Raw genomic sequence first — 22,550 nt, 5'->3', positions numbered from 1 at the left:
GTACTACTTTGAATCGCTGGGACGCTTCAACGGTTGATCAACGCAATGACTGCATCCGTGATCTGCCGTGTAGTGGCCGTACCGCCCAAATCAGGAGTATGCAAACCGCTTTCAGTCACAGCCTCGATGGCGGACATCAGTTGTTTTGCCGCGGCGGCCTCACCCAGATGTTCAAGCATCATCACTGCCGTCCAGAAAGTCGCAATCGGGTTCGCCACACCTTTACCGGTGATATCGAATGCAGAGCCGTGGATAGGTTCGAACATCGAAGGGAATTTGCGCGACGGGTTCAGGTTGGCAGTCGGCGCAATGCCCAGACTGCCGGATAGCGCCGCCGCCAGATCGGACAGAATGTCGGCGTGCAGGTTAGTAGCGACAATCACGTCCAGTGTGGAGGGTTTGAGCACCATGCGCGTAGTGACGGCATCGACCAGTTCTTTATCAATTTTAACGTCTGGAAAATCCTTCGCGACTTCATAGAAAATCTCATCCCACAGCACCATGCCGTGTCGCTGGGCATTGGACTTGGTGACCATGGTCAGGTGCTTGCGTGGGCGGCTTTGCGCCAGTTCGAAAGCAAAACGGTGGATGCGCTCGACTCCAACACGGGTAAAGACCGACACTTCCGTGGCGACCTCTTCCGGCAGGCCACGGTGAACGCGACCACCATTGCCGGAGTACTCACCTTCGGAGTTTTCCCGCACCACTACCCAGTCAATCTGGTCACCATTGACCAGTGGGCTCTTTACCCCAGGCAACACACGAGCCGGACGCACGTTGGCGTACTGATCGAAGCCCTGGCAGATCGGCAAACGCAGGCCCCACAGGGAAATATGATCCGCGACGTCAAGCGCACCCACGGCGCCAAAGAAAATCGCATCGAAGGTTTTTAGCTCTTCCAGCCCGCCTTCAGGAATGTAGTAACCATGCTTCAGGTAGTTATCCGAGTTCCAGTCGAAGTGTTTGAAATCCAGTTCGAAACTGGATTTTTTCGACAGGGCCTGCAGCACCTCGACACCCGCTGCAATAACCTCAATACCAATACCATCACCTGGAACCGCTGCAATTTTGTATGTGCTCATGATCAACTCCGCGCTCAAAACGTTCTTGTTTTGCCTGTCGAACGGTCTGTTCAATCAGGGTGTGAACGGAGTATATGTAGTGAATAAATAAGTGTGAGTTACTCAGAATCACTACATAAATAACTTTGAGTTACCAATGAGCCCAACCCTGGATCTGTCATTTTTTTATCTTCTGGCCAACAAAGGCAGCTTGGCTGCCACGGCCAGAGAGCTCGGCATCACACCGCCTGCAGTGAGCAAACGCCTCACTGCGCTTGAGGCTCGATTGGGGGCACGCCTGGTGAATCGCACCACACGTTCAATGAGCCTGACCTCAGAAGGTGAACTGCTTTTTTCCCACGCGGCCCGGATCCTGACGCAGATCGATGAGGTCGAGCAGCTGATCAACAGCAGCCAGGCTGAGCCAAAAGGCTTGATCCGCGTCAACGCATCGCTGGGCTTCGGACGCCGTTACATCGGTCCTGCCCTTGGCGCATTTTTCAAGAAACACCCGCAGGTGGAAGTACAACTGGAGATCAGCGATCACCCGCTCGACCTGACGACCCATGGGTTTGACCTTGGCATTCGTTTCGGCACACTGGCGGATGCAGCTTTTCATGCGCGAAAGATCGCTTCCAACCGCCGATTGCTATGCGCCTCACCGTTGTACCTGGAAAAATACGGTGCTCCGCAACGTCTGAGCGATTTGCAGCAGCACAACTGCATCTTCCTGCGGCAGAACGAAACGCCTTACGGGGTGTGGAGCTTTACCGACGGTGGCCGTACGCAAAACATCAAGGTACGCGGCGCTTTGGGCTGCAACGACGGTGAGGTAGCCCTGAACTGGGCGCTGGAGGGGCATGGGATTCTGCTGCGAGCTGAATGGGACATCGCCAGATATGTCCGTAGCGGCCGATTACGACTAGTACTCGAAGACCAGACACCGACCCGTGCCGATGTTTACGCGGTATACCCGCAGCAGTTACACCTGTCCACACGAGTGCGCAGCCTGATCGATTTCCTGGTTGAGCGTTTCAAGGACATCGATCATCTGGAGAGCGAGTTGTAGAGCCATTGCCCCCCTGTCTCACCACCCCACCTGCTGCCTGCGCAACCAAGCCGCCAGGCTACCGCAGCAGGCACTGGCGACGAGTAAGTCGCACGCCCACCGGACTGATGAATAAACCTCATAAACCCTTGCCAATTTACCCATCTAGTGCACATGCGCCATCTCGCATGCTGTCACCCAAACGCGAATATCGAGAGCCCGAAATGCACAAGCGCCCACTCGGCAACAGTTAACTCGAAGTATCAGCGCCGGGACTGGACTGCATGGGTTTAAGGCATGGCGGCGGCACGACGACGGACACACCACAAGCCATTACGTTGGTCCGCTCGGCGATCAGGCGGTGAGCAACGATAAAGCGTCAGGATCTGCTGCTCGCCTGTTGATTGTGCTGGGTGGTATTGCGGTGGTGTTTGGCCCAGTGACCGCCTGGGTGGCCGTAGCGTATTGCGCAACAAGACGTTGAGAATCGAACGGGCAAAGATCATCTGGCAAACCCTTAGACGCTTTGCACAGGCTAACGCAGACTTTGCAGATTACCTGTCAGCCGAGCAGCACGCAGGCTTATGTCCTAGGTCCTAGCCATTTCGATACCTACCACGTCCCTGTTGTGCCTGTCTCCCGTTCTGCTGTTACACCGCTGGGCATACCTTCCAACTGACCACCTTCTCGCGATCACCCGGCACAGGCTCTGCTTTGCAAAAGATGGCAGATAAACGACGAGGACTGCTGGTATGTGCTGGGCAGCAATGCTCGCCTGGGCACAAACTCAAACTTCAAGCCCTGATTGCCGCGAGCAATAACAGGCACAAGTTTCCTGCTGGTAGGGGTCCAAGTAGGGGCCTTTCTTAGGCATGAAAAAGCCCAACGGATTAGGTTGGGCCAAGTCATTGAAAAAGATGGTCGGGACGGAGTGATTCGAACACTCGACCCCTAGCACCCCATCGCGTTTTGAGCGATTCGTCGGGAAACGTCCTGACCCTAACCATCACGATCTATGCTTTAAAAACAGTGGCTTAGGTGATCATCTGACGTGCAGCACGTCCCATGCTTTCCCACCTAATCCCGGTATCTGGTGGGGGGTTTAGTGGGGGGTATTTTCAATGGTGAAAAACACGATCAAAGAGCTCGAAGCGCTCAGCAGCACCGACCATGGCAGGACGCTTCGAGAAGATGGCAATCTGATTGGCAAAGTCCTTATGCACAAGCAAGGGCTCTCCGTTCAGTTCCACTACCGCTTCAAGTGGGAGGGTAAATACAAGGACTTCGCCTGCGGTACATGGCCACGCACAAGGCTGCTGCACATTCGCGATGCTCGCGACTCGGCAAAACAGCAGTTGAAACAGGGCATCAACCCTTGCGCTCAGAAGCGAGCCGTGAAAATACAAGCGCACGCAAAGGTGGTTGAAGTTGTAGCCACCGAGAGTCTAGCTGACACGGACTGCCTGACCTTGGGCGAGCTGTTCGAGACCTGGCTACGTGATGGCGTGGCACGTAATAACGCCAATGCTGAATTGCGCCGCAGCTTCAGCAAAGATGTGTTACCGCCACTGGCTAACAAACCGTTGAATGATGTCACCGAGCACGACCTTAGAACCATTCTGCGCAAAGTCATTGCGCGCAATGCCCCCAGACGGGCGATCAGCCTCTTTGCCGATATCACCCAAATGTTGTCCTGGGCTGAAAAACGTCAGCCTTGGCGCGCACTGCTCATTGATGGCAACCCTGCCCACCTGATCGACATCGACCTGCTGCTGCCCGAAACGTACGAGGAGGAACGCAGCCGCATTCTGTCGCACGATGAATTACGCGAACTGCATCAGAAATGCACAGGCATGGCGGATGTTTACAGCGCGCTCCCGGCTGGGCAGAAGTACGGCGGTATACGTCCGCTCAAGAAGGAAACCGAACTAACGCTCTGGATCTGTCTGGGCACCTTGTGTCGGATAGGCGAACTGCTCGCCGCCGAGTGGCGCCATGTGAACCTAGACAGTGGCGAGTGGTTTATCCCGGCCAAGAACGTCAAAGGCCGGCGTGGCAAGAAGCAGGACCACCACATCTTCCTCTCGCCTTTTTCACTGCATTACTTTCAAGTGCTCTACTCGCTGACAGGGACTACCCCTTGGTGCTTTCCGGATAAAGACGGCACAGGCCCGGTCTTCTCGAAAACCGTCAGCAAGCAGGTGGGGGATCGCCAGGAAATGTTCAAGAAGCGCAAGCCGCTTTCCAGGCGCCGCCATGACAACAGCCTGGTTTTAGCCAAAGGTACCAATGGCGCGTGGACACCCCATGACCTGCGCCGCACCGGTGCGACGATGATGCAAGCCTTGGGCGTCAACCTGGATGTGATCGACCGTTGCCAGAACCACGTGCTGGCCGGGAGCCGAGTGCGTCGTCACTATTTGCATCATGACTATGCGCGTGAGAAGGCGGAAGCCTGGGCGCGTCTGGGCACCCAGCTGGAATCCATCATCTTTCCAAAGGGTATGGAGCATACGCAACAGGTGCCCGAACAAAAAATCTTGTGAAGAATTCAATTCAGTTGCGGGCCAATCCCAACGTCAACAGTTCCTTGCGTAACAGCGAACGCTCAAGCACAGCCATTCGAGCCTGCCAGTCGGTCAACAGCAATTGGCTCAACTTTTGTTGGCTGATCAAGGGCTCAGCCAGAAAAAAGTTTTTGCACTCGCGAATGCTGATGACGAGGAAAAACCAGTCCCCACCCTGCTCCGCCAGCCAGTTACCAATCGTTGAGCGAGCGGATTCGTTAACCAAACCCTCATTCGAAGCTCACACATCAGCGCTACCAAACTGTCAGCCCAACCCGATACTGCGTTACGAATTTAACAAATTCAGACTCGGGCACACCAAGCGCACCATTTTGTCCGCCTTGCGACGATAGTTATAGTTATCATCCGAGGTCCAGACATAGGCCTTCAGCCAGATGGTCATGCTCAGGTACTGAAATCTGATACAACTTTCGCCGTCCAGCCTCTTCAGTGATCGATTCACTTTCCGCTCACGCTCAAATACAGTGGCCACCAGGCCAACTCGGTAGTCCAGCGACTTATCCTGCAAAGATTTAACCGAACGGAAATCCCCTTCGGAAAATCGATAGAGATGACGGCGTTCAAGCTCGAGCTCGGTTTTTATTTCATCGTCTTCGAAGCTGTATGGGTGACTGTGATAGTCACCCAAGTAGCAGACTTCGGGGAAAAACGTGTCGATAAAGCCTTGTTTCAGCTCTTGCGCTTCATCGGTAAAAGCAACCGAGCTCTGGTCTCTTTCAACCGCGGTGGATGTGTCTGCCAGTACCACCCTGTAGATCATGTCTCTACCGATTAATGGCTGATCGTACCCCCACAGGTGCCCGAATGTTTCGACGCGCGCAGCCGAGTCGCCGCCGTTCAAGACGTGCTCCAGTTTGTAGGCTTCCAGCGCAGACGTGACAATGCTGAAAAATGCTTGCTCGGATATTGAAACTACTGAATCGATCACAACGTTCCTTAATGATTTAGACGTGGGAGGGATTACCTACTTCACGCTCATACTACAGAAATGGCTTTTGGCCATCAGTATGTCGATACCTTGAAGAAAGTGAAAGCGCATCCCCCCGCCAAGGACCATCGATAGTGGCGAAGATAGACATGGGCCGTACGCACGTTAAGTACTTCGCCAAGCGGGATGAGCCACTCGCGATGGTTCGCAGCCTAAGCAGTGAATGCAAAAAAGCCCAACGCTGGAGCTGGGCTTTGAGTTACAAATTTATTGTGGAGCCCTACTTTTGACTCATTTTGATTGCTTCCGCACTTTCGATAGTGCTTATCTGACTTTCGATCAACTTACCAACAGCGAGGGTGTAAGCCGCACGCTTTTGCTGTGGGGTAGTGTTGCGAAAAAAGTCAGACATTGGGGCTGATGCCACCTCCACATCGTCTCTCATGACGTGGCCTTGGTTAAATAGTGTTCAAGTCCAACAGATTCTTAGGAATGGTTAACCAGCGCGTCAATGCATCGCCATCAAGATCAATGCCGATCTCACTTATCTGCCCATCACTGTCCCTCCCCATCAAATCGACGTGCAGATCAGTACTAAAAGATTTTTTCAGCTGTCAAAAAGTCTCTATTGAGAAGAAAAATTCGCCGCACCAACTCCGCACAGAGAATACTTCGTCCTTCGGTGATCTCGTGCGCAACAACAAAACCAGACTAGCTCTGGCCGCTGGTACATATACACGACTTGAACAGCACGCCCTCGAACAAAGAAACTCTCAATGTTATTAATGAAGCTTTGGAACCCGTCTTACTCATCATAATAAATGCGGTAGTGGCGTCGCCGCATAGAGCGTTCACGCTGAGCACACTATAAAATCAGAAGACTTCAAACTTTATCACAAATTCAACTGCCAACAACACTTACCCCCCTAGTGCACACCTGAGCTGTAACGCCACGTAAAAATCAAGCATCACTTTAACATCAAAGCCAACACCTAACTTCATACCTAGACTCATTGGACCGTGCATACCCCCCCCATAACCCAAGTACCGACCTAGCACTCAAACAATTGAACACAATTTAAAATATAACCATATTAGAGAATAGTATTTTTATCTTCACCTTAAGTGATACTGTCACCATAAGCCGCGCACAGCGCGCGACACATAATGCCACTACACCCTAAGGGCGAATCAAATGACAACACACCATTTCCTGTTTACTTATTCGATTTCTCCGATCGAAGGCTCTGATAACGCAGCCAAAACAGCTGACAAAGTAAGAAAAGGCATCGCCAATATAGCAAGCCCTGACTGGGTCAAACTCTCTACAGTCGAAACCACTTTTTCCGGTCGGGTGACACTGACAGCGGAAACTGTCTGCGAAAAAAGAGAGGAAGCAAGGGACATTATCGATCGTGAGCTGAGAGGTGTCATTGATTCCTATAAAGCGCGTTGCGATATACGGGCCAATATTTCCATACTGGTTGATGGACTGGGGCCGCGCATGGATATCATCATATAGTCACGCGTTTACCTTTAGTCGTTTACAATTTAAAACATGGCAACATCACGCCTTCGCACTGTCACCCCAAAAACTTGGCCAGCTCCATCTAGATTTATCTTCACCTGACAGTCACCCTCTACACCCAGTGACTGTCAGATCAAGCCAAGAGTTTTTCAGCTAATAGCCCTATAAAAAACTAACGATCTTTACGTCTGGGTAACATTTCCTTCAAGCCTGCACTCATTTTGTACATGACTCGCACCGAGGTTATGTAATTGTCGATCTCCCAGATCAAAAGCTGCTGCGCTATATCTTGATGATCCTCAAGAACGGCCAAGTTGCGCGCAGTATTCCCGTCATGGTTCTTCGCATCAATATCCACGTTGAACATGAAGTGCTTTTCAGAAAAGTGCTTAACTGCCTTGAGGTGACCGTTTGCGGCTAACCAGTGGATCGGTGTATTACCTCCCTTATCACGGGAATTAAGACATCCGCCCTCCCTGTATCGTTTTTCCAGCGTCTTCAGCTTTCCCTGCTTACCAGGCAGATGGACGTAGTTATCATTTTCGATGAAGCGACCAACGCCCCTCGCTTCGAGGTTTGACTTCTCCCCCTCTGCGCCGTTCGCCTCTAATCGCTCGATGAAGGAAGTCCGGTTTAAACAATAAGCGATGTCCAGTGGTGTATGCCCTGCAAAATTCCTGGCATTTAATGCTAACAGCTCGAGCGACGACAGATGATTCGTGTTGTCGAGAAGCACTGCGGCATGCCAGTCACCCATACCGTGATCAAGCATATCGCCGACACAATAGCTTGTCGGCGCTAGCGTTTGTTCAAGCAGCGTGAGTAATTCGGGTGCGTAAGCCATGGCATCTTTTCCTGAATAGTTCACCTAGCAGCAATTCGTAATAAGACTATTGCATAGGTGCAGTTAATTCGAATTATTTTTTGAAAGGTGCAGATCACGCAACATGAACACCGCTCCCGAAGCCCAGCGGTATCTTGCAAGCCAACCCGCCTCACCGGATTCGGCCCAATAGCCTGACGCTCTTCTGCCGTAAGCCTTTGAACCGGCGCTGCACGATGGCCATTGACTGTGTTCTGTTCCGTCCCAGCTTTAGCTGAAGCAGGTATATTTCCAATCTACTTGAGATTCAACAAAAGCCATCCGACCGCATTCCATACTCCCCACAATATAAATGCGCCAGTCAAGCTGCTTAAAACTCTAGCCAGCCATGAAATATCCCTGTTTAAAATAGCTAACACACCTGCGATTCCAACAACAAAAAATCCCAAAGCAAGAAAAATTATAATAAACCAGCCCATCGCATCCTCAGTAATTATTAGTCTAAAAATAGATCCAGCCACTCCCCCAGGGCCTCTCGAGTACCAGGAGGGCACGTGCCGTGCGGTGTTGCTTTGCTTCAACGTTTCAGACCCCAGGTAGACCCGGTGTAATGGGCCGCTGCTGGGTCTGTCCTTAAACTGACGGCGACAGAGACTGGGCGTTCTCTTATCCCCCTGTCGGGATCAATTCCTGCAAAATCACCAGCTTTTTTTCCAACACCTCAACGCGTTCTTTTTCATCCCGCAGCGCAGTACGCAGTTCTCGTTTTTCCATTTCCAGAATCTGTACCCAGCGCACATCTTTTTTGAATCGCTGAGCCATTCGCCAGAGCTCATTTATTCTCAGACTCTGCTGCACAAGGACCAGCAAGACTGCCATCAGCATGATCAATACCACGGTCAGAAATTCCTCCGACATACCCATATCCACGCCCTTAATGACTTTGATTCATTCCGAAAACAAATACACGATATGTAATGATTCACGACAGGTCTAGAATGTAGACTTATACAGGTAAAGTTTTCAAACACATGGAGCGGGTATGAAACGCAAGCAATCCATCGAACAAGTGCGCTGGGATCTGGCACTTCGCTATCGTTTGATCGAAACCGTCGCCTGGTGGGAAGGCCGACTGACCACAGGACACTTGATTCAAAGCTTCGGCATTAGCCGCCAGCAAGCCTCCAAGGACATCAACACCTACATCAATGAACATGCGCCCCGAAACTTGACATATGACAAGCAACGCAAGGGCTATGTCCCAAGCAAGCAGTTCAAACCACTATTCATCGATGACAGCGCCAGTGCCTACCTGCACCTCCTTTACCAGAACAATGAGCGGGCACCGCACATCGATGGATTGGCCCTGGCCTACGCCCATACCAAGGTGCTCGAAGTGCCAGACCGGCCGATTCGGCCTGAAATTCTGCGGCCCTTGCTCGCAGCTTGTCGAGACGGTTTGCGCTTAGAAATCGAGTACGTTTCGCTTAACACCCCAAACGTGGAAATCCGCCTGATTGCCCCGCATACCCTGGTGTACTCCGGGATGCGCTGGCATGTGCGCGCTTACTGTGAGAAAAATCGTCAGTACCGCGATTTTGTGTTGAGCCGACTACGCGGTGACCCAGACCTGCTGGACGCTTCAGAAAACACCCGCGAGCTGGATGAAGATTGGAATACCGAAGTACCGATCATTTTTACCCCCGATAGCCGCCTAAACGCCGCGCAACAATGCATTATCGAAACCGACTTTGGCATGACGGAGGGGAAACTGGTGGTCTCCAGTCGCAAGGCATTGGTGAAGTATGTATTGGCCCGCTATCAGGTCGACCCGAGAAACCAGGCCACCAACCCAGAGGCCCAGCAGATCGTGGTCAGCAACATCAAGGAACTGAGGCCATGGCTTATGCATGATTGAGGCCCATCTCCTGCCAAAGACGTAGCGCACGGAGGTAGTTGTCGGTTTCAGCCGTCAGTAACTGATGCGCCAGCGCATGATGGCTGTTGAGCAGGGCAATATTTCGCACGGTATTGCCCTCGCCGTTCTTACCGCTCAGATCAAGGCCATACATCGCACAGTGGGTAATGAAATACCCGGCGGCCCTCAAGTGACCATTGATCAGCAGCCAATGCAGCGGCGTGTTGCCCTGTCCATCACGATCATTGAGGTTCGCGCCCAATCGGTAACGAGCCTGCAAGGTTTTGACATTGCCATACCGGGCAGGCAAATGAATGTACTTATCGTAGGGCATCAAGCTTCCCCGCCCGACCCAGTCCAGTGGCTGCCGCTTGCCTTGCGCACCCAGAGACTCCAGCGTGTCTATCAGGCTGCTTCGGTTCAGACAATAGGCTAGGTCAAGCGGCGTGTTGCCAATCAGATCACGCTGATTCAATCCCAGCGGATTGAAAGGCGGCGTACCTTCGAGCAATACACAGCGGTGCCAGTCGCTAAGACCAAGCTTGGCCCAATCATCGTGTCGATCAAGCATGGTGATGGGTCGCGCCGTATCTGACCGCCATGCACAGACCATTGACCAGACTCATGTCATGGGGCGTGATGCAGCGCACAGCGGTCAGGTCCGGGCTGGCGACGATACACGCCAGGGATTTGGCGCGACTGACGGCCACGTTCAAACGGTTTTTCGAGTACAGAAAGCCAATGTCACGCGGAAGGTAATTTTCATTGGAAGTCGCCATCGATACGATAACAATTTCCGCTTCCTGCCCTTGGAATTTATCCACTGTTCCCACCCGCGCGCCTGAGGGCAAAACTTGTTTGAGCACTTGTACCTGCAAGTTATAAGGCGCCACCACCAGGATATTATCAACACCGATCGCCTGTTCCTCACCGTCGCTATCGATAAACCGTTGCCGCGAAAAATACGCATAAAGTGCCTGGACCTGTGCCGCCTCTTCATCCGAGCTCTGACTATTGCCATCGTGCTTCACAGGGCAAAACATCAGCCCACTGTTCGGCACCTCCGGTCGTTGCCCATCAAGTGACAATACCCGGCGATCGGTACCTGGCGCTGAAGACAGTTGCCCTTCGTACACGGCATGCGAAATAAACGAACATACGTGCGGGTGCATCCGCCAGGTTTGCGCCAAGAACACCCCACGATCAGACGCGATGGTGGGCGTGCCATCCAGTAGATAGTCGAGTATGGAATCGCCAGAGCGGCCCGGGTGCACGCCTTGCACTGGCTGCGACAATTGCATCTGGTCGCCCATCAGAACGATGTTGCGTGCAGCCATGCCCATCGCCACCAGATTCGCCACGCTCACTTGTCCGGCCTCATCGATGAACAGGTAATCCAGCTGCTCGGTAAACGTCTCGTCGGCCAGTATCCAGACGGTACCGGCGGTCAAGTCAATCGAGGGGCTCCAGGCCGTGAGAAAGGCTTTTTTGTCCTCGATGGAGTGAATACAGCGGCCATTGAACTCATTGCCATCCCCGTCCGAAGATTTTTTCAGACCAGTGAAGGTGAGTCCGTCTTCTTGCGCACGTGCTTCAACCGCCGCCAGCAGGTTATTAATAGCGTGGTGCGAATTGGAGGTTACACCGATACGTTTGCCCGCCTTGAGCAAATCGACAATGACGTGCGAGCCGGTGTAGGTTTTGCCGGTACCCGGTGGCCCCTGAATAAACAGCACGCTGCTCTCAAGGTTGCGTACCACCTGCTTGATCGCGTCCAACGGCACCAGGTTCGGGGCCAGCAGGGGCGTGCCCGGCTCGATACCGCTCACCCGTGGACCGCGTCGATGCAGGAAGTCTGTCACCGCCTGAAAACGCTGCTCGCCAGCCAGCACGCTGTCGGCATAGCGAAACAGCGCCTCGCGCAACGAATCTGTCGGGATAGGCCGGCCGGGAATCATATCGAAAAAGGCCGGCGGCGCCTTTTTCTCGGTGGCCTTGAACGTCGCCAAGCCCTGCTCATGATCCAGACGATACAACTCAATGTTGTCCTGAGTCTCGGCGACCAAGCCCTTGGAGCCTGTACGTAATTTGGTCTCTTGCGGTTCGAAGCGGTACTCAAACAAAAATGACCGACTGATCGGCTCACGCGGTGTTTCCGTGCGCTGCAACCCTGCAAGGCTTTCTATGTCTTCCAGCAGCTCCTCGGTGGTCATGTCCTGGCGGCTGAACATCTGCCACCAAGTCGGCTTGTCGGCACGACGGTGGAAATCGAGCAGTTGGAAAGTCAGCAGGCGAACTGGGTCCTCGACGGGTGGCTCGCCAAGTAAACGATGGCGATAGTGCTCCAGGCGAATTTCCAAGTCTGTTTGCTCGGCGACGGATTTTTCGCTCGCGGGCTCAGGCCCAACAAAAACGCCCGTATTTGACGGTTTGATTGCCAGCAGCCAGTTACGCAACAGGTAAGTGGAGAGCACATCGTCTTCGTTATAACGCTCGATTTTCTCAAGCAATGCCGACTCGCCAGTCTCTTTCCAGCGCTCATAAAACACGATACTCGCGCCGGCATTGGTCACGTCGCCGTCGCGCTTGCCCATGTAAAAATGCTCGATATTTTTAATCGAGTAGCTGGGCTCAGACACCCGGATAGCTTCGCGCACGACCTTGTACAAGTCGATCAGTTTGCCGTTGCGCAGCAACCAGTCCACTTGCGCTTCACGCGTCCCGTGTTGACTCATCAGGCGCTTGATAGCGGTTTCTTCATAACTGGCGTAATGGTAAATATGCGCGTCGGGGTAACGTTTTAAATGGCCGATTACCCAGTCAATAAACTGCTCGAAGGCGAGCTTTTCTTCATCTCGGGTATGCGCCCAAAAGGGTTTGAAGATTTGTTGCCCGCCCTCGTCAATGTACAGGCCGAAGAGGTATTCCAGGCCACCCTCTTCCAGCGGATTGCCCTCCATATCGAAGAACAGGTCGCCCTCCACGGCATAGGGCATCCGATAAAAGCCACGTCGCTCACTCAACATGGGAAGCAGCTCGAACAGCGGGGCCTCACTAGAACGGCCCTGAAACTGCAAACGCGCCTGATGCCGCAGCTTGCTCAATGATTCGGTCTGCAGTTTTGGAATACGCAGGTCGTCAGTGCTCTCCGCCAACTGGTGCAATGTGGTGACACCAGCACCCTGTAATTTCTGGATTTGCGAACGGCTGATACCCGCTACCGCCGAAAGGTGGTCGTCATGCTGTCGTTGATCGTCGCAGCGATCACGCCAGGCACAGAAACCACAATGCCCGCACGGCTGCGGGTAGGTAGGCGGTCGCTCGGCGCCGTTCACGAACCCGTCAAAGCGCTGCAACACATGCTCCAGATAATCGGCGTAGTCGGCGACGCGAAACGCCTGTTCAGTACGCGCAGCATCACCGAGCACGACGTACATATACTGGGGTTGTACGCCCTGGATCGAGGTCAACATTCGCGAATAAAACGCCACCTGCACCAGAAACTTGGCCTTGGCTGTTTTCGCCAGTTTGGTGTCGATCACCTCATAGCTGTGGTCGCCCAGCGCCGACGCCCGTGGCACTTTACGCAGGAAGTCGGCATGACCAATAAACGCGCCTTCCTGAAACGACGCTTGGAAGATAACCTCGGCGCCAGCTTTCATGGCCTCAATGGTCAGCGCCACACGACGAGCAACACTCGGATTGCCTTCAGCAATGTCAACCACGTTGGCATATTTGCGTTTGAGCTCCTCGAAAAAGGCCGCCTCATGGGCCAGGCCTTTGTCCTGGATCAGACGGTTCTGGTCGCTTGCTGCCGCCTTCTCCATCGGCATCACAAGGTGCTGAAGGTCTAGCGCCGTCAGGTGCTGGCACTCAAGAAAATTGCAGATATCTGAAGCAGAGTACAACTGAGTTCCGTTGCGCGCTTGCATGGTCGGTTCCTGTTCGGCGAAACGTCCAGGAACGCTTCATGCTGATTGAGTATCGTGCGTGTATCAGGCGTCGACCGCACATCCGCAGAAAAACTGCTCAAACAAGGTCGTTGGCAAGTGTTGGGCATCAAGCAAGCCAAAGTGTTTGCCCACGTTGCGCCCCACCGCCAGCAGTGTTCTTGCCGCGTTCTCGGTACCCGCATATCCGGCGCTAAGGACGTAAGCAACGCGTGCCTGATCGGTCTTCGCTCGTAAATACGCGTTACCCGTGATCAATACATCCACCAGACACACGTGTACACGCTCATCACCCAGGGTGAATGGCTCCAATGTCGGTGTAGCCAATGCCGCACGCAATCCATCCTGGCCACCTCTGACGATTTGCTCAAGCGCTGCCAGTGGCCGTTCGAACAGATCGAACTCCTGAATGGAAAACGCAAAGCAGTAGCCCATAGCAGTCGCGCGGGTTGGCGGTTGCTCATTGCGTGGATTGGCTACCTGCCAGGCAACGAAGTTGGCTTTACTGTCGAGCGCGCCGCTGAGACGAAAAGTCAGATAATCCTGAAGAACCTGACTGAACGGATGCCCGGTCGGCACCCATCCAGTGCCCGCACGCTCGCGGCTCTTCGCATCATTCGCTGCCCCTGCAGCCTCCGAATCTGCCGCCAGCGGCACTCCAAAGCACTGCAGGTCATACCCAAGCATAAACAGGCAGGCCTCAAACGCGTGGCACCGTGCAGGCAACGCACCTTGGCCGGCGAACCAGTCTGTGCGCTGAAGCAAAGCTTGGATTATCCACCCCAATCGCACTTGCCAGCGGGCCCATGACTCATAACTGATTGAAGAAAACTGTGGCGCAGCCAGCCCGTTCACAAACGCCCCGGGGTTGCGGATCTGGCTGCCGCGAGCGGCTCCGGACGGGAACGCCAGCAAGGGTTTGCCGCCCCCCGCCCATTGCTGGCGAAACAGCGAATACAGCATGCCAATCGCCGCGCCAACGCGACTGTCATAGATGGGTGACCCCGATGCATCAAGCAAGGCATGAACCTTGGTAAGACCGGCATCGAAACGCTCGACACTGCTTGCATCCAGTTCATTCAGATCACTGCTACCGTCAAGCGACATCAGGCCTGCCATCTTTTTCAGGTAGCTGGACAACTCACCTTGCGCAGCCAACCGGTGCAAAAACGGAATGGCGCCTCGCACGCCCCCCCAGCGAAGAATCTGCAAGCACGCCTGCAGCGCTTGTGTTTCATCCCCTTGGTTGACCGCGCTCGTCAGCCACTCACGCAGTTGCCCAAGAGAGCGTTGCGTGTCAGCCCAGGTTTGTGAATCCACTGGGCTTTGGTTGGCATCCTGCCAAGTTGCCTTCCAACGGTAATGCTCTAGCACCTGCTCGATCCCCTGGACATCAGCCATTAAACCGCCCGGCACAAATTTGCTCGATTTAAAACGTAAGGTGAAAGTCAGCGTCGGTAAGTTCGCTGCCAGCCAATTGAGGAAAGCCCCAACTTCTGGTTGTGCCAAGAACTGTGTACGCGTCATGCAGGCTGCCTTGCAGGTAATGTCGAATGGCCATACCCTAAGCAAATGCACTGGCCCCGTCCATGTTGTTTGTCTGTACAGGTAAACAAATAGCGCAGGTTATGGGCTCCCGGATAAACACTCTTCTGCCAACGCCAAGCCTGGCTCAAATATATGTAAAGCTTTAAGACACTTCATACCGGTTTACCCATCCCCATGACATCAAGGATCGGCCCCCATGGACCATCAAGCTCTGAAGACTCGTCATCGTCAGGAACGAGAAAGCCATCACCCTAATCTCACCTTGCGTGTCCATCGAGCGCTGAGCTGGCTCAATCGGGCCGAACAGGCAGACGATGTCGACGGACGCTTTGTCTTTCTCTGGATTGCCTTTAACTCGGCCTACGCCACCGATATCGACGAGCAGTACCGGCTTTCCGAGCAAACCACATTCAAAGCGTTCCTGGATAAGCTGTGTGCACTCGACACTGCAACTCTGATCGAAAACCTGGTCTGGTCCGAGTTCTCCGGTAGCATTCGCGCCTTACTGGATAACCCCTTCGTATTCCAGAGTTTCTGGGATCACCAGAACGGCAAGATCAGTGAGCAACAGTGGAAAGAGCGCTTCGCCAGCGGTCGGCGGGCAGCACAACAAGCCTTGGCCAACCGCAACACCCCCGCCGTACTCGGCGTTCTGTTCAATCGAATCTATACACTGCGCAACCAGGTAATGCATGGGGGCGCAACCTGGAATAGCAGCGTGAATCGAGATCAGTTGCGCGACTGCTCGAACCTCCTCGGCAAGCTGGTGCCGGTGATTATTTTGCTGATGCTGGATAACCCCGAAACTCTCTGGGGGGATGCTTGCTATCCGGTTGTGGCTTAGGACGCCCGAAAAGAGCGCCCTGATCACCTACCAGGCCCCTGACACTTCACCATCACGGCGCCCCTTGATCGCCGGTTGGCCGTGATGCAAGGAAACACCCAGTGCCATTAAAAAGCGGCTCCCCCTGATCAGCCCAGAGGGGGAGATTGCTTCAAGCACTTCTTCCCAGCGGCGAAAAACACGGTGCGCCGACCTTCAGCTCCGCCAAAAGTTGCTCATATGCCACATCGCCGTCTGCCTCCTTGGCCGGGATCACTTCACCATGTAATTGAGCGCGCAAGTCATCCCAACGCTCCAGCAAGACCTGCCAGTTATACTCGTCATAAGTCCCTCGAAAGATCACCGGGTGCACATCAATCTGCGGTAGCTGTGCGGGCGGACGGTTTTGTTTCAGTGCATCGTCAAGCTGGCGACTCCATTGACTGCCCACACGATCTACGCGACCTATCTGTTGCTCGACCACCCCAGGGTTCCACTCAGGGTGCATGAGAATGACCGTCTTGCAGGCCAAATGCAGGTTAAGCCCCTCACGACCAACTGTGGATTGGGCCACAAGCACACGGGGAAAGCTTTTACTGCGATTAAAGGCCAGTTGCAGCAAACGCCGAGTGGATTGTTCAGTGCCGCCATACATCAAGCGAGCGTACCCCCCTTCCTGATGGCCCGACTCAGCTTGCAGGCGGGCCAGCAGCAACTCCCATTGCAATGCAGTTTTCTGGTTATCCTCAGCCTCGGGGTCATCGTCCGTACGCTGGTCGCTGGCAGCGCTCAGCAGCTGGCAAAAAGCCGTGCAGGTGTGCTCGGCAGTCAGGTGCTCGACATCCTCGCCAGTGAGGTCGAGAATCGCCCGGGCAAACAGCGCGACGGGATGCTTCTCGACTGCCTCTGCCACTTCCCGGGTACGCTGCGCCGCCTCAAGGTGTTTGAGCATCGCCCGCGGGAGCGGATCGTCATGAGGCAGCCCCGCTTGGAGCCAGTCGAGCAAGTGTCGGCGAAATTGCTCACGACGGGCACTGTGGCTGTTGTATTGAGTGGCCAAAAGTTCAGGGATGCGGCTCAGAGCCAGCGGACTTTGTAACTGACGGTGCGCAACCCGCACGGCAGCCCATTGCGAATGCTCATCGGAGTCGTCGTCACGGGTTTGAATAACACTCTGCGGCCAGTATCGACCCGCCTGCAGACTGCGCAACATCTCCCGCGCGTTCAGCAAACGGACCAGGGCCCGCATGGGCGCGGTGAAACGGCCGAACACCAGGACCTTTTCATCTTGCCCGTGCGCCGCTTCGATGGTCGCGATTGTGGCCAGGATTGCCGGGTGTTCAAACAAATGGTGAGGGGTCTGAAACGCTTGAGCAGCCGTCTGCAACCACCATTGCACGCGTTGTTGGCGCTTGTTATCGACAGTACTGGTCTGCTCGTCAACCGCCAACACCGAAGAAACCTCCGGCTCGTTGATCTGCGCTAACAAGTCAGCAATGCCATGCCCGTTGGCCAAGGTCAACCGCAAGCGTTTGGCGGTTACGTTCTCGTCCAGCCGCGAGGTCACCGAGAGGGCTTCTGTTGCGCACACGGCCTGGCGCCAAGGCAAGCTCAGAGTGCGTACATCCACACTGACCGCGCTATCTGTGTTGCGATAATTTTTGCCCTGAGTCAGCTCGGTGAAGCGCGCGACATCTGGATCTTCACGCTTGTCCCGACGCAACAGGTAGGGGCTCAGCGTCGATTGAAAGGCACTGGCAGTCACCTGATAGTGCTGACGGGCTGTATCACTGGAGCGCCAATGGGCGCGCAGATGACGAATGGCCTGGGCAAAGTCATTGATCACCAGTTGCAGGCGATCGCGCACCGGCTCGTCGAGGCCAAGCCGCTCGAAGGTTTGCCGCCACTGCTCGACATCCAGTTCCACCGGGGTTGCGGTCATGCATAGACGACGGTTCTGCAACGTGCTCTGCAGCACATTACAGAGCAATCGGCTCAAGCCGCTGTCACTGCCGCGACTTTTGTGCGCCTCATCAATCACCACCAGGTCGAAGGCCCCCAGGCCAAACCCGACCACCTGCTCCAGCCAGTACCGATGCGCGGTACCGCTGCGGTAATCTGTATGACTCCTGGGATCCGGCCAAGCATTTTGGTTGTTGAGGTTGGCCAGCCAGGTGTAAGCCGGTTGCCGAGGATCTTGGTTGATGTGCTTGACGATACTCGCGGCCGCCTGCTCGACCCAAGAGTCATAAGGACAGGAAGCATGGAAGCCGTTGGGGTATTTGAATCCTGCTTCCTTGCGCCAGCGCGCCAAGACTAACGGCACCAACTCTCGACGCCAGCGCGAGGTGTGCTCGCCCATGCGCCAATTGGCAAAGGCCTGCGACAGCACCAGCGTGGGGGCCTCAAACCAGGGCTTGTCTGGTGTGGTTTCCTCGCCACTCCAAGCTTCAAGGTAGCGGTAAAGCCCACGCAGCATCGCCGGGGCTTCGACGCCGCCGCGCTTCAATTCATCGTGCCACTGATAACCCAACCCAGGTGGCGCCACAACGGCCACGCGACCGCCAGCGTGGTTAACCGCCCGAATCAACTCCACCGCGATACGGGTCTTCCCCATGCCGACCTCGTCAGCCAGCACCACGCCGTGGTCGCCAATACGCTCGGCTAGCGCATGCAGACTGGCGCGCTGACCTGGATTCAGGTGGGCGGCCGCCTCACCCTCGGCACAGGCGAGTTGTTGCTGCTGGGACGCCCTTTCGCGCAGTGCAACCGCAACCGCTGCCCAGTTAAACGCTCCAGACTTCATGCCGGGGCTCCCAGGGGGTGTAAGTGATCTAGCGCCCAATGCGCCTCGATATGGTTCAACGCCGCCTCGTAGCGCTGTCCCGCCAGGTGCTCTGGCGTTTCCGCGAAGTGGGGCCTGAACGCCGCCTGGCGCAAGGCATGAATGGGGTTGAGGTTGAGGGCCAGAAACGCTTGCAATAACCCGCAGCCACTGGCCTGGATGAGCGACTGCTCCAGACGCGCACACCAGACAGGCCAATCGATGGGCGCAAGCGCGGTCTGTTTCGCCGCAATGCCCTCGATTAACTCCATCATTTGCCGGATTGGATAGCTTGCCGTGCCTTGAGCACGCCCAAAGTTCTCCTGCCGGCTACCTGAACGCACGCTGTGATCAAAGGCATCGGGCAGCTCCTCCTCACTGGGCAGTTGCGGAAAACCCTCGAGCTGACGCCACGCATCCTCCAGGCTGATGTTCGGCAGTTCCGTGGCCGCCAGGCGACCAAAGCCATCGAGCACCGGCACGGCCATAAACTGCTCAGTATTTTCCACTTGCCAGCGTATGAGCACCTGACGTGGCCGCTGACCACACCATGTAAAACCTTGCCCGTCGACGTAAGTGCACGGCTGATGCGAAGGATCGAGCACCACATAATCAACTTCTAAGTCGTCTTCACTGCTTAACCAGCCTTGCTCCGGCGTTTGCGCTTCCCGCCACACCAAGTATGCCACGCGGGCCGCGCTGAACACTTCGCTGCCCACTTCAAACGCCTCACCCGCCTGCAACGCTTCAGGCCTGCATGTGAGTTGCCGTTGAATCGGCAGGTAATAGCTAATCGACTCAGGGTCGGCGACGGCCATGTGTGGTGGGTGCCAGTTCAACGGCGTCGGTGCGAACACCACCCCAGCCTCAAGATTGCCCAGGTGACGTCCCATTTTCAGGGTAAAACCCTGCGGGGTAAGATTGCCTGAACCCAGATACAGCCAGGGATTGGCAGTCTTGTTCGAGTGCCCCGTCTCACTGGCGCTGAAGATAAACTTGGCATGTAAAGTGCGTTTTTGCGCGTGGGGAAAATACCCCGGCTGAGCCGCTGGCCGCACGCTGATGTCGGCCGCAGTCAACATCGCCAATGCCTCAACAACACCCTGACAGCCGCCTTCGTTGACGAACAGATTGACATCGCTGGACATCGTCAACAGCCGCGGCCCTCCCCCTTCACCGCGCAAACCGCGGACAACCTGCAACGGCACCGACGGCGTTTTTCCGAGCAATGAGGACTCGTAAAATCCCGATCCCATGGCCAGGTAGTTACGCGCAACCCCTCGCCCCGAAGCGCTCACCACCTTCGCGGGCAATTGGGCGAGCAGCGACGCTGTGCGGTTATCGAAAAACCGCGCGCTCAAACCAGAGGCTTTCAATGTGATCTGCTTGAACAGCAGCGTATCCATATCCGTGATGGCTTTTGCCGTCAGCGGGTTGGCGAGTAGTACACGACTGTCGTATTGCTGACGCAGCCACGACAGTAAATCCCAGGCACCAGAGATGTCCGTGCGCGCCTGCTGCGTCGTTTCGGTAGGTGAGCGCAGGTCATCACTGTGCAAGTCCAGACGCCAGACCAGGTCAAGACTGTGCTCCAGGGTCTGGCGAGTCCAATTACCGGTGCAGACCAGCAAACGCACACTCCAGACGTCACTCCGGGCGGTGCTGCGGTAAGTCAGCACTGCCACCTTGGCGTGCATCAAGTTGAACGGCAAAGCAGCTTTCGCCCAAGGTAAATGCAACAGCCCGGGGACTTCGATGGGAGTGATTTGGGGCGCACGTGGATCCAGTAATAACGCCAGTGAGGTATCCCCAGTGTAGGCACGCTGGTTGGCTTGTCGGTGAGTGAAGCGTTCAAGGGCATCGTTGAGAAAGCTATCGTCAGCCGAGAAGCCACATAACCAGCCGAAATGGCCGGTAAAACCATCTGGCGTTTCGAAGTGCTGAGCCAGTGATGCCGGAACCTGACTCATAGACTCACCTCGGCCACTGCAGCGGCTGGGGGCTGTGTGAGCCAGATGCCCAATTGACCTTGCAGGTCCAGATCCAACTGATATAGGCGTTCCACACGCGGAGAAATCCAGGCCGGTAGCGCACCCTCGACGACCTGACCTTGAGGCTCGCCAGCAGGTTGATCGGTGACCGCCAACACCTGAAACAGGAAAGCACTGCCGGGCAGCACCTGCGTGCCCTGCAAGCGCAGCACCCGACCGTCTCGGTTTACCAGGCTGGCCAGCACATGGGACGCCTCAGGTGCACTGCACTCATGGCAAAAGCGCGCGGCGACCGCATCGGTTCGCTGCGCCAAAGGGTTATCCAAAAACAGACGGGCCAGCTCGCGCAAATGCCCGATACGGGTTGAGATCAGCTCGGGGATGCTCTCCCCTAACCGAAACTGTGGTCGACTCGATGCCGCCATGTACTGCTCCAAGCCATCCAGCACCTGGTAGGCGGCATCCTGAACCTGAAAGAACAGCGCCCCGTAGTGCAAGTCGTTCCAGTGTTCGACGTCAATGTCATTGGGCCGAGCGCCCCAGTCAAACACCGCAGGATGAGCGTCGCGGGCCTGCACCCAGCGGCGTATGGCAGCGCGCTGCAACCCACCACGGGCAGACGCGAGGTCGGTATTGAGGCGACGCGACAACAATGCTCGCGCTTGGGCAGGTAATAGCTGCAAGGGTGAAAGCACTGCCGCAGTGGGAGCTTTCAATTGATTGACCGAACGGCCCTTTTGCGCCCATTGCAATAAGAGTTCCAACTGCGCGCCGTCATCCCCACAGCAGGCGTTAATAAACTCATAACCAAACGCCGTGCACATAAAGGCATTGAATCGCTCTCCCTGGGCACGTACCAAACCCAAGGTCAACAACGCCTGGCCAGTGCCCATGCGCATTGGCTGGCTGACATAAAAGCCAGGTTTGCACAGCGCCTGGAAATCAAAATCGGCCTTGCCGCGCAGCTTTTCCGAACCCCGCACGCGGGAATCACCCTGGCCCTGGTTGTGCTTGAGGGCGAAGTAACAACCCAAGGCTTCAATAGCATTGGCAACCGTAATGTTCGACACATTGACCTGGCGCTCGCGCAACTTTTGAGCAAGTGCAATGCCCAGCATCGCCAGCAGCAGCTGTTTGGCGTACCACACCCCGCCCATGCCCGGTACCGCACGCTCATTGTACTCACGCACAGCAGCACCAAGGTCCAAGGTACGGGTTCGTCTCTCGCCCCCCAATTGCTCGGGGCCCAAAAGCCCCCACATCATGCTCATCAAGAGGCTTCCTTAGCGGTTTGGTCGGTGTACTGTCGGCGTAGTCGAGAACACGAGGCACTTTCGTGCAGGGTCCGCTAAATGCCAGCGAGGATAGAGGGGGAAGTGTGAACTGGAGCTCACTTCCGGATGACGGGCGAGCGCGCAAATTTACGCATGGCCAAGAACAGTAGCAAAATGCCACAATTGCGTCCATATCTGCCTTGGGACGGCTTGCAATGCCCGTCCCTTCATAGCATAACCGTCTGC

Annotated in this window: 15 protein-coding genes and 2 pseudogenes; 6 read left to right on the top strand and 11 right to left on the bottom strand. The window is 55.2% G+C overall.

Going from position 1 to position 22,550, the window contains the following annotated elements; genetic code table 11:
- Positions 1-26 precede the first annotated feature (26 nt).
- Positions 27-1,082: a tartrate dehydrogenase gene (locus HBN79_RS08750; protein ID WP_095018606.1), complete on the bottom strand. Its 1,056-nt coding sequence runs from the start codon at positions 1,080-1,082 to the stop codon at positions 27-29.
- 136 nt (positions 1,083-1,218) lie between these two features.
- On the opposite strand from HBN79_RS08750, the gene HBN79_RS08745 reads away from it, so the two are divergent.
- The 3 genes and pseudogenes from HBN79_RS08745 to HBN79_RS08740 all read left to right on the top strand — a co-directional run bounded on the left by HBN79_RS08745 (position 1,219) and on the right by HBN79_RS08740 (position 4,655).
- Positions 1,219-2,130, top strand: coding sequence for a LysR family transcriptional regulator (locus HBN79_RS08745; RefSeq protein WP_095002894.1), 912 nt, complete (start codon positions 1,219-1,221; stop codon positions 2,128-2,130).
- Between the two features lie 203 nt (positions 2,131-2,333).
- Positions 2,334-2,471: pseudogene (locus tag HBN79_RS23955) on the top strand (aldo/keto reductase); the annotation flags it as partial.
- Between the two features lie 759 nt (positions 2,472-3,230).
- On the top strand, positions 3,231-4,655 hold the full coding sequence (locus tag HBN79_RS08740; protein ID WP_169916561.1) for a site-specific integrase: 1,425 nt from the start codon (positions 3,231-3,233) through the stop codon (positions 4,653-4,655).
- A 10-nt stretch (positions 4,656-4,665) separates the two neighbouring features.
- On the opposite strand, the pseudogene HBN79_RS08735 reads toward HBN79_RS08740, so the two are convergent.
- Positions 4,666-4,884 (bottom strand): annotated as a pseudogene (locus HBN79_RS08735) (DHH family protein); the annotation flags it as partial.
- 78 nt (positions 4,885-4,962) lie between these two features.
- Positions 4,963-5,625 carry a hypothetical protein gene (locus HBN79_RS08730; protein WP_095025352.1) on the bottom strand — a complete coding sequence of 221 codons (663 nt, stop codon included), beginning with the start codon at positions 5,623-5,625 and terminating at the stop codon, positions 4,963-4,965.
- Positions 5,626-6,820: 1,195 nt separating this feature from the next.
- On the opposite strand from HBN79_RS08730, the gene HBN79_RS08725 reads away from it, so the two are divergent.
- On the top strand, positions 6,821-7,147 hold the full coding sequence (locus tag HBN79_RS08725) for a hypothetical protein (RefSeq protein WP_095025351.1): 327 nt from the start codon (positions 6,821-6,823) through the stop codon (positions 7,145-7,147).
- 178 nt (positions 7,148-7,325) lie between these two features.
- On the opposite strand, the gene HBN79_RS08720 is transcribed toward HBN79_RS08725, so the two are convergent.
- The gene (locus HBN79_RS08720) at positions 7,326-7,997 is read right to left on the bottom strand and encodes an ankyrin repeat domain-containing protein (RefSeq protein ID WP_095023688.1); all 672 of its coding nucleotides are present in this window, start codon (positions 7,995-7,997) and stop codon (positions 7,326-7,328) included.
- A 645-nt stretch (positions 7,998-8,642) separates the two neighbouring features.
- Positions 8,643-8,894 carry a hypothetical protein gene (locus HBN79_RS08715; RefSeq protein ID WP_306300950.1) on the bottom strand — a complete coding sequence of 84 codons (252 nt, stop codon included), beginning with the start codon at positions 8,892-8,894 and terminating at the stop codon, positions 8,643-8,645.
- Between the two features lie 124 nt (positions 8,895-9,018).
- Between HBN79_RS08715 and HBN79_RS08710 the strand changes: the two genes are divergently transcribed.
- Positions 9,019-9,894, top strand: a complete 876-nt coding sequence (locus HBN79_RS08710) for a WYL domain-containing protein (RefSeq protein ID WP_095023686.1) — start codon at positions 9,019-9,021, stop codon at positions 9,892-9,894.
- Here the strand turns inward: HBN79_RS08710 and HBN79_RS08705 are convergent.
- The 3 genes from HBN79_RS08705 to HBN79_RS08695 all read right to left on the bottom strand — a co-directional run bounded on the left by HBN79_RS08705 (position 9,881) and on the right by HBN79_RS08695 (position 15,245).
- The gene (locus HBN79_RS08705) at positions 9,881-10,465 is read right to left on the bottom strand and encodes an ankyrin repeat domain-containing protein (RefSeq protein ID WP_256670551.1); all 585 of its coding nucleotides are present in this window, start codon (positions 10,463-10,465) and stop codon (positions 9,881-9,883) included. The two genes, HBN79_RS08710 and HBN79_RS08705, sit on opposite strands and share 14 nt — an antisense overlap.
- On the bottom strand, positions 10,458-13,826 hold the full coding sequence (locus HBN79_RS08700) for a TM0106 family RecB-like putative nuclease (RefSeq protein WP_095025348.1): 3,369 nt from the start codon (positions 13,824-13,826) through the stop codon (positions 10,458-10,460). The genes HBN79_RS08705 and HBN79_RS08700 overlap by 8 nt, the downstream gene beginning before the upstream one ends.
- Positions 13,827-13,889: 63 nt before the next feature.
- The gene (locus HBN79_RS08695; protein ID WP_254925237.1) at positions 13,890-15,245 is read right to left on the bottom strand and encodes a hypothetical protein; all 1,356 of its coding nucleotides are present in this window, start codon (positions 15,243-15,245) and stop codon (positions 13,890-13,892) included.
- 343 nt (positions 15,246-15,588) lie between these two features.
- On the opposite strand from HBN79_RS08695, the gene HBN79_RS08690 reads away from it, so the two are divergent.
- Entirely contained in the window at positions 15,589-16,236 is a 648-nt protein-coding gene (locus HBN79_RS08690; protein ID WP_095025346.1) for a HEPN domain-containing protein, read from the top strand.
- A gap of 151 nt (positions 16,237-16,387) precedes the next feature.
- On the opposite strand, the gene HBN79_RS08685 is transcribed toward HBN79_RS08690, so the two are convergent.
- The 3 genes from HBN79_RS08685 to HBN79_RS08675 are packed head-to-tail and all read right to left on the bottom strand — an operon-like array spanning position 16,388 to position 22,301.
- Positions 16,388-19,021 carry a helicase-related protein gene (locus HBN79_RS08685; protein WP_169916560.1) on the bottom strand — a complete coding sequence of 878 codons (2,634 nt, stop codon included), beginning with the start codon at positions 19,019-19,021 and terminating at the stop codon, positions 16,388-16,390.
- Positions 19,018-21,009: a hypothetical protein gene (locus HBN79_RS08680; RefSeq protein WP_169916559.1), complete on the bottom strand. Its 1,992-nt coding sequence runs from the start codon at positions 21,007-21,009 to the stop codon at positions 19,018-19,020. The genes HBN79_RS08685 and HBN79_RS08680 overlap by 4 nt, the downstream gene beginning before the upstream one ends.
- A complete protein-coding gene (locus HBN79_RS08675; protein WP_169916558.1) occupies positions 21,006-22,301 on the bottom strand; it encodes a hypothetical protein in 1,296 nt (431 codons plus the stop codon). The genes HBN79_RS08680 and HBN79_RS08675 overlap by 4 nt, the downstream gene beginning before the upstream one ends.
- Positions 22,302-22,550 lie beyond the last annotated feature (249 nt).

It is taken from the genome of Pseudomonas sp. WS 5051, assembly GCF_012985715.1.
Taxonomy (GTDB): Bacteria; Pseudomonadota; Gammaproteobacteria; order Pseudomonadales; family Pseudomonadaceae; genus Aquipseudomonas; species Aquipseudomonas bubulae.
Note: the sequence above shows the minus strand (reverse complement) of the source record. Positions and strands in the feature narration are given on the sequence as shown.